Source organism: Herbidospora mongoliensis, assembly GCF_001570545.1.
Lineage (GTDB): Bacteria > Actinomycetota > Actinomycetes > Streptosporangiales > Streptosporangiaceae > Herbidospora > Herbidospora mongoliensis.
This window is the reverse complement of the sequence record NZ_BBXD01000020.1, coordinates 182,459-195,550: the sequence shown is the minus strand read 5'-3', so window position 1 is coordinate 195,550 and position 13,092 is coordinate 182,459. Positions and strand designations below refer to the sequence as shown.

The following is a 13,092-nucleotide window of genomic DNA, read 5'->3' as shown; positions in this document are numbered from 1 at the left end:
AAGGGTAATACCGGGGCTAACTCCTCGCGAGCAGTTCGGTGAAGAGCGCCTCCCAGCGCGGCATGATCGAGTCGGCCGTGTAGTTCCTGGCCGTCTCCAGCGCCGCGCCGCCGAGCCGCTTGCGCAGCGTGTCGTCCTCGATGAGGCGGGTGATGGCCTCGCCCAGCGCGACGGTGTCCTTGGGCGGCACCAGCAGCCCGTTGACGTTGTCGACGATCACGTCGCCGGGGCCCGTCGGGCAGTCGAAGCTGACCACGGCCAGGCCGTGGGCCATCGCCTCCAGCATCACCATGGGCAGCCCCTCGAACCGGGAGCTGAGCACGTAGATCGAGGAGTCGGCGAGTTCGTCCCACAGCTTCTCGGTACGGCCCCGGAACCGAATGCGCTCAGCCTGGCTGATCTTGCTGAGCAGCTTGGGTAGCGAGGAGCCCTCTCCGTACACGTCGAGGGTCCAGTCGGGGTGCGGGACCTGCTCGAAGGCCGGGATCAGCAGGTCGAAGCCCTTCTGGGCCTTCAACCGGCCGGCCGCGATGACCCGGGGGTTGGTCAGGTGCGACTGGCGGCGGCCGCCGATGTGCACCGAGTTGGGCATCAGCCGGGTCTTCACGCCAGGGGCGAGGCGCTGGTATTCGTGCATGTCGGTCCTGGTCAGCACGGTGACCAGGTCGAGCCTGCCGTACTGGCGGGCGATCTCCTGACGGACCGGCTCCTTGTGGGTGCGCAGGTTCATGTGCTCCTGGCCGACCCGCACCACGCTCTTGCGGCCGTGCCGGGCGGCGATCAGGTTGAGCCCCGGCCGGGTGGTGACCAGGATGCCGTCGTCGAGGCCCGCGACGTATTCGGTGACGGCCTTCTCGACGTGGGCGGTGAACCAGTGGGCGGCGAACTCACCCTCGGGCACCGCCTTGCCGCGCAGCCGGCGCATCACCCGGTCGGTGAAGGTGACCGGCTCGATCCCGCCGCGCTGGTCGACGATGGCGCTCATCTTGACGCGGGGGTCGATCTGGAACTGCGTGTCGTCACGGCGGCGGACGGTGCTGACGATCTCCACTTCGTGGCCGCGCTCGGCCATGGCGTTCGCCTGGGTGATGACGGTCCGAATTGTTCCACCCATGCCGTAAGCGTGGAGGAGCATATAGCGGATCTTCATTTGGGCAGGTACCCCCAGCTAACGCTCATCGGGCGGAGCACATCGGGAATCTCGGACTCGTCGGGCAGGTCGCGCCCCTTCTGGACCTCACCGGAGAGGATCTTGTCCTTCCAGTCGCCCAGGCCCTTCTCCACGACCGTCTGCGCGGAGCCGTAGCGCAGCATGGCGGGTTCGAAGGGGATGGTGAGGAAGTCGCAGATCGCGCGGACCTCCTTCTCGGGGTCGGCGGTCAGCTCCTCGTAGTGGACCGTGTGGCCCTTGAGCCCGTTGCGGGCACGCTCCACGGCCTTCATGTAGCGCAGCGCGTCGGCCGCCGCCGCCGCGTAGTCGCGCTTGTCCGGGTCGGCCTCGTGCCAGGAGCGGGCGATGGAGACGGGGTGGCGGAGCAGGAACACGAACCGGGCGTCGGGCCAGCAGGTCGCCAGGCGCTCGAAGGCGAAGGCGTTGGCCGGGGTCTTGTCGACGATGTGGCTCTTGCCGCTGCGCAGCAGTTCGCGGTGGAGCACCCGGTCCCACAGAAGGTGCTCCAGGTCGGCCTGGTTGTGGCCGAGGGCGTGCATCGCCCGTTCGGACAGCCCGGTGCCGAAGCCGACGGTGAGGCGACGTACATGCAGCTCGTGGGGGGCGTGCAGCAGCGGGTGGGCGTTCAGGATCGAGCGCAGCAGAGTGGAACCCGACCGAACCGGCGACATCACGAAGATCGGGGCGCGCAGCAGCCGGTCGGTCCGGACATCGGCCGGCGGCCGCACATCCGAGGCGGGGGCCGGAGTCGGTTTGCCCGCTTTCTTCGACCCCGCGTTCATTGACGGCGTCTCACCCATCTTCGCCAGATGGAACCCGGTGAACTCGCCCAGTGCAACGTTCACCCGTTGTTTCCAGTTCATGGGTGGACCTTACGGACTTTTACTGAGAATTACCTATATCCACCCTTAACTTGCACGTCAGTGCCGGTGGGTGTGATCAGAGTGGCTGATGTCGCCGGGGTGTTCGAAACCGGGCGTTAACACAGCGGCCGCGCACCGGGCGTCGGCCCAGAGCGCGAACCGCCGCCGCCGCGCGGCGTCGAGCAGCACCGCCCGGATCCGCGGCGCCGCCTCGGCGAGGGTCAGGTCCTGTCGCGTGTACGCCCCCACGACGAACTCCCCCACCCGCTCTCCGTCCGCAGCCGTGAAAACGGCCTCCGGCACCAGGTCGGCGGCCGTCACCGCATAGGTGAGCGCCTGATGGGTGACCAGCCGGGCCGGCCCCGGCCGGTAGCGGTCGGGGTTGGCGGCGTAGTAGCGGCCCACCTCCTCCTCGGAGACCGTGACGTCGGCGGTGAGGTCGCGGTAGAGGGCCTGCGCGAGCGGGTCGCTCGCCAGCACGGCCGCCACGACGCTGCCGAGTTCCAGCCTGGCGGTGGCCGGCAGTTCCATCGGCGGACCACCCGCGCGCACGCCTCTTTCCAGAGCTTCGGCGGCGATCACCCGTTCGGCGACCAGGAGCTGCACCACCCAGCGGCGTAGCTGACGGCCCTCGGTGGTGCCGTCGGCCGGGAGCAGGTCACCGCGGGGACCGCGTCGCAGTGCGGCCATCCGCGCGGTGACCTGCTCCAGCGTGACAGAGGTGCCCTCGACGAGAGCGGCGATCACCATTTACCCCTGCACCTCGAACGGCACGGACGGCGAGTAGCTCACCCGTCCGAACCACATGGCCTTGACCAGCAGCCACCACCGCCCCGGCCGCATCCCGACCGGCACCTCGGCGACCACATCGAGCGTCCGGCTCTCGCCTGGCCCGATGTCCAGCGGATGGATCAGCGGCCCGGTGACACCCCAGGTCCCCCACGGCCCGAGGACCTGGATCTCCCCCCGGATCGCGAACGGCGCGTGGTTGGTCAGCGTGACCGGCAGCGGGGCCCGCTCTCCCCGGCCGACGACGACACCTTCCTCTGGTACGTCGACCGCGAGCAGCGAAGCCGGACCAGGACTGACCGGGTTCCCCGAACCGTCGAAGAAGACCACGTCCTCGTGCGTCTGGCCGCCGTGCACCATCGTGACGGCCACCGGCCAGGGCCCCTCGCCCGCGTCGGCCGGTGGACTCAGCGCCACGTCGAACGTGGTCCAGCCGCGCGGCGCGAGCCGTACCGGACGAATCGCGGGCGAAGCCTGCCACCCCGGCGGCACGACCACCCGGACCTCGCCCTCGACGGCGGCGTCGACGAGGTCGCTGGCCAGCGAGACCGTGACCTTCCCCGGCGCGGTGCGGGCGTGCAGGCTCAGCGGCTGGTACCCGAGCGGCGCCGAGCCCCGGTTGTGCAGCCAGTAGCGCGAGAACACCGGCTGAGCGGGCTCGGCGGCCCGGCCGAGCCGGTCGCCCGGCCCTTCGGGGTCCCGGGTGTCGGTCTTCAGCACGAACGTGGCGATCTCGCTCGGCCCGAGGTCGGCGACGAGCGCGCCGTCCCGCACCTTGGCCTCGCTGGTCGCGGTCTCCAGCAGATCCGCCACCGCGGCCTCGACCAGCGGGAACGGCGAGGTCACCCGGATGGAGACGGCCTTGCCGTGCGGCTCGTAGAATCGCGCCGTCACTCCATCGCGCGGATCGGCCGGCACCGCCCCGCCGCCCGCCGTCGGGTTCCCGGCCGCCTTGAACCCGGCCAGCACCGCCTGTCCGGCGGGCTCGACGGTCACGAGGGAAGCGGTGGGGGGCAGCGGACCGTCGTGGGCCGGTTCGACGACCGGCCGCAGCGGATGGTTGTAGTCGTGCGCCTTGGCGACGATCCCGGCGTCGCGCCAGTCGCCGCCGCCGGAGGCGATGGCGTAGTCGAAGGTGTGACTCCAGTGCTGGAGGCCGAATCCGGTCCCGTCGGGGGCGGTCCGGCGCGGCGGGTCGATCCACATGCCCGACGGCCAGCCGGTCGACGACCGCAGGAGAGACAGGTGCAGCCGCCCCTCGAGGTCGACCGCGAACCCCGGCACGCCCTTGTTGAGGACGGCGACGGTCCGGCGTTCCTCGACCTGGTCGACGGCCTGGTCGATGCGCACCACATGATCGTCGATAACGTTGTCCGGCGAGCCGACGATCACCACGACGGGCAGATCGAGCACGCCGCGCAGGTCCGACTCGGGGTGGAACGCCTGCTCGCGGGTGAAGCGGGCGGGCAGCCAGACGACGGCCGAACCCTTCTCCGCCAGCTGCCGGTCCAGTTCCTCGGCGTAGGAGGGTCCGGCGGCGTGCAGGGCCTCGGCGGTGAAGGTGTTCTCCAGCGGCCCGCCGATCGAGAACCGCACGTCGGGCAGGTTCGAGTCGAACGACAGCAGGCCGTAGCGGGTGCCGGCGGCGTACGAGGTCGTCGAGGTGACACCCGACTGGGCCAGCCGCACGGCGAGGTCCCTGGCGTCGGCCGTGTCCTCTTCCTGGGGCACGACGATCTCGGCGACCGCGATCGGCACGCCGGTGCCGTTCGCGAAGGAGATCCGGGCCGGCGCGCTCAGCCCGAACCACTGGTAGGCCGGGTTGTCGAGCGTCCACGGGTGGGCGGCCGTGTCGACGTCGGGGTGGGCGAAGGGCCGTCCGACGACCGCGTGGCCCACCTCGGAGACGGGCACCGCGCCCGGCACCGCGCACGGCCAGCGGAGCCGCACCAGCTTGTCCGCGCCATCGAAGCCGTCGACGTGGGTGGCGCAGTCCACCCGGGCGAGGCCGTCCCACAGAGTGATCGTCTGTGTGTACGCGACGGGGCCGAGCGAGCCGGTGACGGTGATCCGCCGGCCGAGCCGCGACCGCTCGGTCGTGACCGAACGCGCGGGGAGTGCGGCGCTGCCCGTGGAGACGCCCGTGGGCAGCAGGTGCCACGGGCCTTCACGGAAGACCGGGTGTTCGTGGTACTCGTCGTACACGACCAGCTCGTTGCCGACCTCCCCGGCCGTGATCAGCTCATCCCCCGTGACCAGGTCTCTCAGCGAGACCACACCACCACCCCGCGCGGGGTCGACGGTGAGCCTGTGGAACTCGTTCTCGATCGTGTACGTCTCCTCGACCGCCCACTCCTCGCCGGCACCCGATGCGGAGAGGTGGTAGGAGCGGTAGCCGACCGACGGCACGCCGGTGGCCAGGAAGACGATCTCGGCCCGGCTGTCGTCGGCCCGCTCGACCAGGCACGGAACGTCGTTCCCCCTGTCGTCGGTCAGCCCGGCGAAGGGCGCGGGCACGGTGACCCGCACGACGTCGGTGCGCGGCCACGCGTTGGCGTTGTAGACCACGACACTCTCGCCCGGGGTCCGGGTGCGGGCGGCCAGATGCTCCAGCGCCGCCGTGTGCACCTCCTCCGCGAGGTCGTACGCCTCCCGCCACCCGGCCAGCAGGTCGAGGTAGACCTGGTCAGACTCGGTCCCGGTGATGGCGTCGTGGTGCGCCCCGAAGACGAGCTGCCGCCAGGCCTTGTCGAGCGCGGCCTCCGGATATTCGGCCCCGCCGGCCAGGCAGGCCAGGGCGGCGAAGCGCTCGGCGTCGAGCAGTTCGTTCTCGGCCGCCCGCTGGGCCTGCTTGGTGTCGATGTACGACACGTCCTTGCCGGTGTAGATCGGGTTCATGTCCCGGGTCTGCGGCGACAGGCGGCGGCCCTCGGCGGCCAGTTCGGCGGTGACCGCCGCGAAGAACTCGCGGGGAATGGCGCACAGGAACCTCGGCCACACGTAGCGGGCGTTCCAGTCGCGGTGGATGTCGGTCAGCCACTTGTTCGGCGGGCTGTAGTCGGTGCCCACCGGCACCAGCACGTTCCGGGTGGCCGCGACCTTCTTCAGGTCGAGGAACAGCCCGTACACCGACTCTTCGGCCTTTTCGAGGGTCTGCGCGGAGTCCATCGACCATCCGGCGCCGTAGTGCGCGGCCATGTAATGGGTCAGCAGGCCGCGCCCCGAGGGGGAGATCCACTCGAACTCGCTGCGGAACTGCATGCCCGACGGGTCGCCGTGCGGCGTGTCGTAGGTGCCGACCTCCAGGATCGGCCCCCACTGGTGGAAGGGCCCGCGCGCCCACGCGCTGGAGGTGAGCCCGGCGTCGGCCATCATCCCGGGGAACTGCGGGTCGTGCCCGAACGCGTCGAGCTGCCAGGCCGTCGAGGGCTCGCCGCCGAGGACGTCGCGCTGGAACCCGACCCCGTAGACGGCGTTGCGGATCGTCGTCTCGGCGCCGGTGAGGTTGGTGTTGGGCTCGTTGTAGGTCCCGCCCATGATCTCCAGGCGGCCGTCGGCCACGAGCTTGGCGATGTAGGCGCGGTTCTCGGGGAAGGTGTCCCAGTACGGCTTGAGATAGTCGACCTCGGCCAGCACGAACTTGTAATCGGCGTCGCGCCTGGCCAGTTCCAGGTGGGCGTCGATCAACTGGAACGCGGTGAACTGGAAGCTCATCCGGATCTCCTGGGCGTCCGGCTGGTCCTCCCACTCACTGGCGTACCCGGCCTGGGTGTTCCACCAGACGGGGTCGTAGTGGAAGTGCGAGACCAGGTAGACGCTCCAGCCGGGCTCAGCTGTTCGCATGGTCGCTTCTTGGCTGATGTCCCCGGCCCGGACGGTGATGTCGACGCGTCGCCCCGGCCGGGCATCGGTGGTGACCGGGACCTCATGAGTCCCCGTACCGGAGACCCCCCGGAGTTCCCCCCAGGCCTCGCCCGTGACCTCGATGTCGATCGGGCCGTGGGCCGACGTCGTGACGCGCAGGATCTGGCGGGGAGCGTCGGCCGGCCCGGCGAACAGTTCGGTGGACTCGATCGTCAGGTTCATCCCTTGACCGCCCCGCCGGTCAGGCCCTTGACGAAGTTCTTCTGCAGGGCGAGGTAGAAGATCAGGATCGGCAGCGTGGCCAGGAACATGAACGCGAAGACCGACCCGAAGTCCGATTGGTACTGCCCGATGGCCCGGTAGACGCCGACCGTCACGGTCGTGCCGCTGTCGGGTCCGAGCACGATGAGCGGGGTCAGGAAGTCGTTCCAGATCCACACGCCCAGGAAGATCATCACGCTGGCCGAGGCGGGCCGCAGCAGCGGGAAGACCACCTGCCAGAACACCCGGAACCTGCTCGCGCCGTCGAGCGACGCCGCTTCCTCCAGCTCCAGCGGCACCCCCTTCACGAACCCCATGAAGAGCAGCACCCCGAACGGCACGTAATAGCCGACGTTCACCAGCACGAGCCCCTGCAGGGTCGTCATCAGGTCGAACCACTTCAGCACGGTCGTGATCGGGGCCATGATGACCGGCACCGGGATCATCAGCCCGCACAGCAGCGTGCCCATGACGACCTTGGCGCCCCAGTGCCGGGCGCGGGCCAGATAGTGGCCCAGCATCGCCGAGAAGACGGTGAGCACGGTGACCGACAGCGCGGTGACGGCGATCGAGTTGATCAGGCCGAAGGTGAACAGCTGGTCGGGCCGGGTCAGCACCGCGGTGAGGTTGTCGAGGGTGGGCGGGAACGGCAGCCCGGCCGGGTCGGCCACCACGGCCGCACTCGGTTTGAAGATGTTCACCAGCACCAGGTAGAGGGGCAGGAAGAACACCACACCCACGAACGTGGCGACGATCGGCCGCGCGTTCACTGGGACACCTCTCTCTTCTGCAGGAACCGGAGCACGACCACCGAGATGAACGCGACGATCGCGAGCATCACCGCGGCCAGCGCCGAGGAGTAGCCGATCCGGTTGCTCACGAAGGCCGTCTGCACGACCTGGAAGGCCATGGTCACCGTGGTGCCGTTGCCGGGCCCGCCGTTGGTGATCACGCGGATCTGGTCGTAGGCCTTGAATCCGGTGATCAGCAGCATGACCACGTTGATGGTCAGCGCCGGGGCCAGCATCGGCCAGGTGACGTTGCGGAAGCGCTGGAGCGCGCTCGCGCCGTCGATCGCGGCGGCCTCGTTGAGCTCGCGCGGCACGCCCTGCAACCCGGCCAGGTAGACCACGACGCAGAAGCCGAGCATCTGCCAGGTCATGATCCAGGCGATCGAGTAGAGCGCGATGTCCGGATCGGACAGCCAGCCCGGCGGCTCGTCGATCCCGATGCCGCGCAGGGCCGAGTTGAGCAGCCCGTCGTCGGTCAGGATGGCCTGCCAGATGACGCTGATGACGACCGAGCTGAGCACGACCGGGGTGAAGAACACCCCGCGCAGCAGGACGTACAGCTTGGTCGGCCGGTCGAGCAGCATCGCGATCAGCAGGCCGCCCGCGTTGGCCAGCACCGTGATGATCGCCGTGATGATGACCGTGTTCAGCAGCGCCTGGCCGAACTCCGCGTCACTCAGCAGGCTGACGTAGTTCCGCAGGCCCACGAACTGCGTCGGCGGATTGAACGGGTTCAGGTTGGTCAGGCTGTTGTAGGCGGTCATCCCGATCGGGACGAGCACGAACAGCGCGTAGGCCACCAGGCCGGGGAGCGCGAACAGGGCGAACCTGCCCAGTCCGGGCAGGAACCTGCCGGGCCTCTTACGTGAGGGCGCGGGCCGCGCCCTCACCCGCGCCCGGGGCCGCATCGTCTGTGTCATCGGGTCACCCCGTCGCGTTCGCGAAGCGGGTGAGGGCGCGGGGCCCTGCTCTGCTGGATCTGGGTCATCGTGTTACCGGTCGGCCGATCGGGAGGGCGCGGGGCGCGCGGACGCGCGCCCCGCGATGCCGGGTCTGCTGGGGCATGGAGGTTACTGCGTCGCCTTGGCGTACTCGTCGTCGAGGAACTCGGCGAACTGCTGGGCGTTCTTCTTACCGGTGATCAGGTCCTGCACGCCGAGCGCGGCCTTGTCGGCCAGGCCCGGGGGCAGCGCCCCGTCGCCGGCCTCCTGCGAGAAGGCGTCGAAGAGCGAACCGTCCGCCATGCCCTTCTGGTAGATCTCGACGGTCGCGTTGTAGACCGGGCCCATGTCGGCGGGCGGGGTGTAGCCCTTGATCGCCGGGATCGAGCCGTCGGCCTTCACGAACGCGTCGTTGTTGTCCTTGTCCTCGTCGAACGCCAGGGCCCACTTCTTGGCCAGCTCGACGTTCTTCGCGGTCGAGCTCACCAGGGTGCCGCCGCCGGTGAAGACCGGGGTGACGGGAGAGCCGTCGTCGCTCGGCCAGGGGAAGGCGCCGATCTCGAAGGCCGGCTTGGTGGCGTCGGCCGCGGTGGCGAACCAGGAGCCCATGGGGTACATGGCGCCCTTGCCGTCGCGGAAGGCCTGCTCGGTGTCGGCGTACGACCTGCTCAGGCCCGCGGGGTCGATGTACTCGTTCTTCGCCAGGTCCTCGATCTTCTTGGCGGCGGCCACGAAGTCGGGGTCGGTGAACTTAACCGCGCCCTGCGACCGCTTCAGCAGCCAGTCGGGCGTCTTCCTGTAGACGTCGGTGGCGACCGTCCCGGTCAGCGGGTACATGTCCGCCCAGGTGTCGGCGCCGCCGCCGCCCACGACGAACGGGGTGGTTCCGCCGTCCTTCAGCTTCTTGGAGATGTCCAGAAGCTCCTGGTAGGTCTTCGGCGGCTCGGTGATCCCGGCTTTGGTGAACAGGTCCTTGTTGTAGTAGACAACCGGGATGACCTGCGTGTTGTACGGGAGCTGGTAGACCTTGCCCCCGATGGCGCCCGCCTTGGGCGCGATGAAGTTCTTGAGCTCCTCATCGGTGAACGGCGCCAGCTTGCCCGCCTGGGCGAACCCGGCGGGGTTGACCGACTGGAGGATGTCGGGCAGGTTGCCCGCGGCGTCCAGCTGCTTGGCGTACGCCGTGCGGTCGATGTTGGGCGTCACGAGCTTCTTGATGGTCACCTCGGGCACCTTCGCCGAGGCTCGTGCGATGGCGGCGTCCCAGAACGCCGCGTTGAGATTGGGTGTCTCGAAGACCAGGAAGCTCAGTTCGACCTTCCCGCCCGACGCCGGAGCGCCGCTCTCGGGCTGGGTGGTCTCGCCCACCCCACAACCGGCCACCGCCAGCACCGTGGCCAGGCCGAATATCAAAGTTCTGCGCATCAGCACAGCCCTCCTCGTTGCCGATCCGGCTCCCCGAAGCCGATTGAGATAACGTTATCCCGATACCGTAGAGTGTTGCGCGGAGGTTTCAAGAGCGAGGCGGGCAACGAATTGGTCACGGGCCGAATGGCGTCAACGGGCGATCATGCGGATGATGGGCGGATGCAGGAGAAGCCGGTGGCACGCAGGGGCCGCAGACCCACCATGGTCGATGTCGCCCGCCGGGCGGGCGTGGCGCTGCGCACGGTCAGCAGGGTCGTCAACGACGACGTGACCGTCGGCGCCGAACTGGTCGAACGGGTCCGCGCCGCCATCGCCGACCTCGACTACCGCCCCGACGAACGGGCCCGCCACCTGCGCCTGGGCGTGACGGGCACCCTCGGCGCGGCGGTACGCCAGCTCTCCCACGTCAACCCGGTGCTGCGCGCGGTGGAGCGCGCCGCCCGCGCGGCGGGCCTGATGGTGCTCGCCGCCTCGACCGAGGACGACGAGAAGATCGAGCGTCACGTGGTCGAGTCGATGTGCCGGCGGAGGTTCGACGGCATACTGCTCGAACCCATCGGCGCCGACCACGGCTACCTGGTGCCCGAACTCGCGGCCGGGCTGTCGCTGGTGGCGGTCGACCGGCCGGTGCTCGGCCTGGAGGTCGACTGCGTCCTGTCCGACAACATGGCCGGGATCGAAACCGCGTTCGCCCACCTGGTGGCCCACGGGCACCAGCGCATCGCCTACATCGGCGACGACGAGCGCATCTACACCGCGCAGGAGCGCGCCACGGCCTTCCGCGCCTGCGTGCGGGCCCACGGAGGTGCGTCGGCCCACATGATCCACACCGGCCCGATAATGCCGGAACGCATCCAGGCCGCCCTGGAAAGCGCCCTGTCGGGCCCCGACGCGGCCACGGCGATCATCACCGGGAACGCGACACTCAGCGTCGAGGTCGTCCGCCGTTTCCGCGACCGCACCGACGACGTGGCGATCGTCGGCTTCGACGACTCGGAACTGGCGACCCTGCTCCGCCCCGACCTGACGGTGGTGGCCCAGGACGACGCGGCCATCGGCGACACCGCCATCACGATGCTCCGCACCCGCATCGCCGACCCGTCCACCCCCGTCAGGAAGGTCACCGTCCCGGTGACCCTGCGGGCGAGGGGCTCCGGGGAGACCCCGCCGAAGAGCTGAGCGGGGAGTCAGGCCGATTCGGTGGGAAGACCCGCCTCGGCCCAGTCTTCGATGCCCTCGCGATACTTCCGGACATCGGTGTAGCCGAGGGCGGTGAGCCGGTCGGCGACCTGGCCGCTGTTGGGGCACGCCGGGTTGGAGCAGTAGGTGACGATCGCGGCGTCGAGGTCGGGGAGCAGCGCGGCCGCCCGGGCGTCGACCTCCTCCCTGACCAGGGCGACGGCGCCGGGCAGGTGCTGCTTGGCGTAGTAGTCGCCGCCCAGCGCGTCGACGACGGTGACGGTGCCCGCGTCGATCGCGGCCTTCAGTTCGTTCCGGGTGATGAGCGCGGTCATGTCGTACCTCCAGGAGAATCGGACTATAGTCCGGTTATGGCTCCCGACAATACCGGACCACAGTCCGTTTCCGCAACGCCGGTGGAACTGCTGCGTACTCCCCCCGTCAAAGAGCGGGCCGACGCCGCGCGCAACCGGGCCGCGGTACTGGAGGCCGCGGCGCGGTTGTTCGCCGAACACGGGGTGGAGGCGGTGTCCATGGACCAGGTGGCGGCGGCCGCCGGGGTCGGCAAGGGCACCTTGTTCCGCCGGTTCGGCGACAAGTCCGGGCTGGCCGCCGCCCTGCTGGACGCCCGCGAGCGGGTGCTGCAGGAGGCGATGCTGCACGGACCGCCGCCCCTCGGCCCCGGGGCGACCACCGACGCACGGCTGGCCGCCTTCGTCGACGCCTACTTCGACTACCTGCTGGAATACCTCGACCTGATCCGGATGTCGGAGACCGCCGCCCCCGGTGCCCGCTACCGGATCGGGGCCTACCGGTTCTGGCACCGCCACGTGGCGATCCTTCTCGACGCCACACCCGACCCCGACCACGCCGCCCATGCCCTGTTGGCCACCCTGTCGGCCGAGCACGTGTCAGCCCTGCTGCCGGAGCTGGGCGAAGAGCGGATCCGCGCCGGTCTGCGCCGCCTCGCGCACGCGGCAAGCACGCCTGACCCCTGAACCCCGCTTGACCATCACGTGGCCGCGCACCCCCTATCGTCACCCATTGTCACGAGACGATAAGGAGACGCGGGTGTCCGGAGCTGTGATCATCGGAGCGGGGCCGGGGATCGGCCAGGCCGTGGCCCGCAGGTTCGCCCGTGAAGGGCTCGCGATCACGCTGATCGCCCGGAGCGACAAGACGCTGCGCGCCGGAGCCGAGGCGGTGGCCGCGACCGGCGTCCCCCTGCTCACCCTGACGGCCGACAGCACCGACGAGCGCGCCCTGCGGAGCGCACTCGACGAGGCGACCGACCGGCACGGACTCCCCGACGTGGTCGTCTACAACGCCGCCATCGTCCGCGCCGACCGCCTGGGCGACCTCTCGGTCCGCGACCACCTGAACTCCTGGGCGGTCAACGTGGTCGGCGCCGTGCTCACCGCCGCGCACGTCCTGCCCGCCATGGCGGCCCGGGGCAGCGGGACCTTCCTGATCACCGGCGGCATGCCCCAGCCGGAACCCGACCACGTGAGCCTGTCCCTGAGCAAGGCCGGCGTCCGCGCCCTGATCACCCTGCTGGACACCCAGTTCGGCGCGTCCGGAGTCCACGCGGCCAGCATCACCGTGCCCGGCGAGGTCGGCCCCACGGGCTTCGACCCCGACGAGATCGCCGAACACTACTGGCGCCTCCACACCCAGCCCCGCCCGAACTGGGACCACGAGATCATCCACGCGGCCCGCTCCCACTGAGGTTCTGGCCGCCGCAGCCCCTCCACCTGCACCGCAACGGGCCTTGCCTCTACCGCGACAAGCCTGCCACTCCGCCC

The 13,092-nt window shown here is 70.0% G+C and carries 11 protein-coding genes; 3 read left to right on the top strand and 8 right to left on the bottom strand.

The genetic code is table 11. The annotated features are described in order from the left end of the window. Positions 1–16 precede the first annotated feature (16 nt). From AW272_RS30180 to AW272_RS30150, 7 genes are all read right to left on the bottom strand, one after another. Positions 17–1,114 (bottom strand): glycosyltransferase family 4 protein, encoded by a 1,098-nt coding sequence (locus tag AW272_RS30180; protein ID WP_245657790.1) that lies wholly within the window; start codon positions 1,112–1,114, stop codon positions 17–19. 32 nt (positions 1,115–1,146) lie between these two features. Further along, a complete protein-coding gene (locus AW272_RS30175) occupies positions 1,147–2,034 on the bottom strand; it encodes a sulfotransferase family protein (protein WP_066372353.1) in 888 nt (295 codons plus the stop codon). A gap of 57 nt (positions 2,035–2,091) precedes the next feature. Then, positions 2,092–2,784, bottom strand: coding sequence for a DUF7158 domain-containing protein (locus AW272_RS30170; protein ID WP_066372351.1), 693 nt, complete (start codon positions 2,782–2,784; stop codon positions 2,092–2,094). Next, entirely contained in the window at positions 2,785–6,909 is a 4,125-nt protein-coding gene (locus AW272_RS30165; protein ID WP_066372349.1) for a glycoside hydrolase family 38 N-terminal domain-containing protein, read from the bottom strand. Then, positions 6,906–7,718 carry a carbohydrate ABC transporter permease gene (locus AW272_RS30160; protein WP_066372347.1) on the bottom strand — a complete coding sequence of 271 codons (813 nt, stop codon included), beginning with the start codon at positions 7,716–7,718 and terminating at the stop codon, positions 6,906–6,908. The genes AW272_RS30165 and AW272_RS30160 overlap by 4 nt, the downstream gene beginning before the upstream one ends. Further along, a complete protein-coding gene (locus AW272_RS30155; protein WP_083958816.1) occupies positions 7,715–8,659 on the bottom strand; it encodes a carbohydrate ABC transporter permease in 945 nt (314 codons plus the stop codon). Before AW272_RS30155 ends, AW272_RS30160 begins: the two co-directional genes overlap by 4 nt. A 150-nt stretch (positions 8,660–8,809) precedes the next feature. Beyond that, positions 8,810–10,105, bottom strand: coding sequence for an ABC transporter substrate-binding protein (locus AW272_RS30150; protein WP_066372615.1), 1,296 nt, complete (start codon positions 10,103–10,105; stop codon positions 8,810–8,812). 177 nt (positions 10,106–10,282) lie between these two features. On the opposite strand from AW272_RS30150, the gene AW272_RS30145 reads away from it, so the two are divergent. After that, the gene (locus tag AW272_RS30145) at positions 10,283–11,287 is read left to right on the top strand and encodes a LacI family DNA-binding transcriptional regulator (protein ID WP_218011132.1); all 1,005 of its coding nucleotides are present in this window, start codon (positions 10,283–10,285) and stop codon (positions 11,285–11,287) included. Between the two features lie 8 nt (positions 11,288–11,295). On the opposite strand, the gene AW272_RS30140 is transcribed toward AW272_RS30145, so the two are convergent. Continuing rightward, complete coding sequence (locus tag AW272_RS30140) at positions 11,296–11,622, bottom strand: rhodanese-like domain-containing protein (protein WP_066372342.1); 327 nt, start codon at positions 11,620–11,622, stop codon at positions 11,296–11,298. A 36-nt stretch (positions 11,623–11,658) separates the two neighbouring features. Here AW272_RS30140 and AW272_RS30135 point away from each other — a divergent pair, with 36 nt between their 5' ends. Continuing rightward, positions 11,659–12,285 carry a TetR/AcrR family transcriptional regulator gene (locus tag AW272_RS30135; RefSeq protein WP_174551870.1) on the top strand — a complete coding sequence of 209 codons (627 nt, stop codon included), beginning with the start codon at positions 11,659–11,661 and terminating at the stop codon, positions 12,283–12,285. Between the two features lie 73 nt (positions 12,286–12,358). Beyond that, entirely contained in the window at positions 12,359–13,015 is a 657-nt protein-coding gene (locus AW272_RS30130) for an SDR family NAD(P)-dependent oxidoreductase (protein WP_174551868.1), read from the top strand. The last annotated feature ends 77 nt before the right edge of the window (positions 13,016–13,092 follow it).

Excerpts from the sequence above, each read along its gene's own strand:
- AW272_RS30180 (WP_245657790.1), bottom strand. The coding sequence starts at position 1,114 with ATGGGTGGAACAATTCGGACCGTCATCACCCAGGCGAACGCCATGGCC.
- AW272_RS30175 (WP_066372353.1), bottom strand. The coding sequence starts at position 2,034 with ATGAACTGGAAACAACGGGTGAACGTTGCACTGGGCGAGTTCACCGGG.
- AW272_RS30170 (WP_066372351.1), bottom strand. The coding sequence starts at position 2,784 with ATGGTGATCGCCGCTCTCGTCGAGGGCACCTCTGTCACGCTGGAGCAG.
- AW272_RS30165 (WP_066372349.1), bottom strand. The coding sequence starts at position 6,909 with ATGAACCTGACGATCGAGTCCACCGAACTGTTCGCCGGGCCGGCCGAC.
- AW272_RS30155 (WP_083958816.1), bottom strand. The coding sequence starts at position 8,659 with ATGACACAGACGATGCGGCCCCGGGCGCGGGTGAGGGCGCGGCCCGCG.
- AW272_RS30150 (WP_066372615.1), bottom strand. The coding sequence starts at position 10,105 with ATGCGCAGAACTTTGATATTCGGCCTGGCCACGGTGCTGGCGGTGGCC.
- AW272_RS30140 (WP_066372342.1), bottom strand. The coding sequence starts at position 11,622 with ATGACCGCGCTCATCACCCGGAACGAACTGAAGGCCGCGATCGACGCG.
- AW272_RS30135 (WP_174551870.1), top strand. The coding sequence starts at position 11,659 with ATGGCTCCCGACAATACCGGACCACAGTCCGTTTCCGCAACGCCGGTG.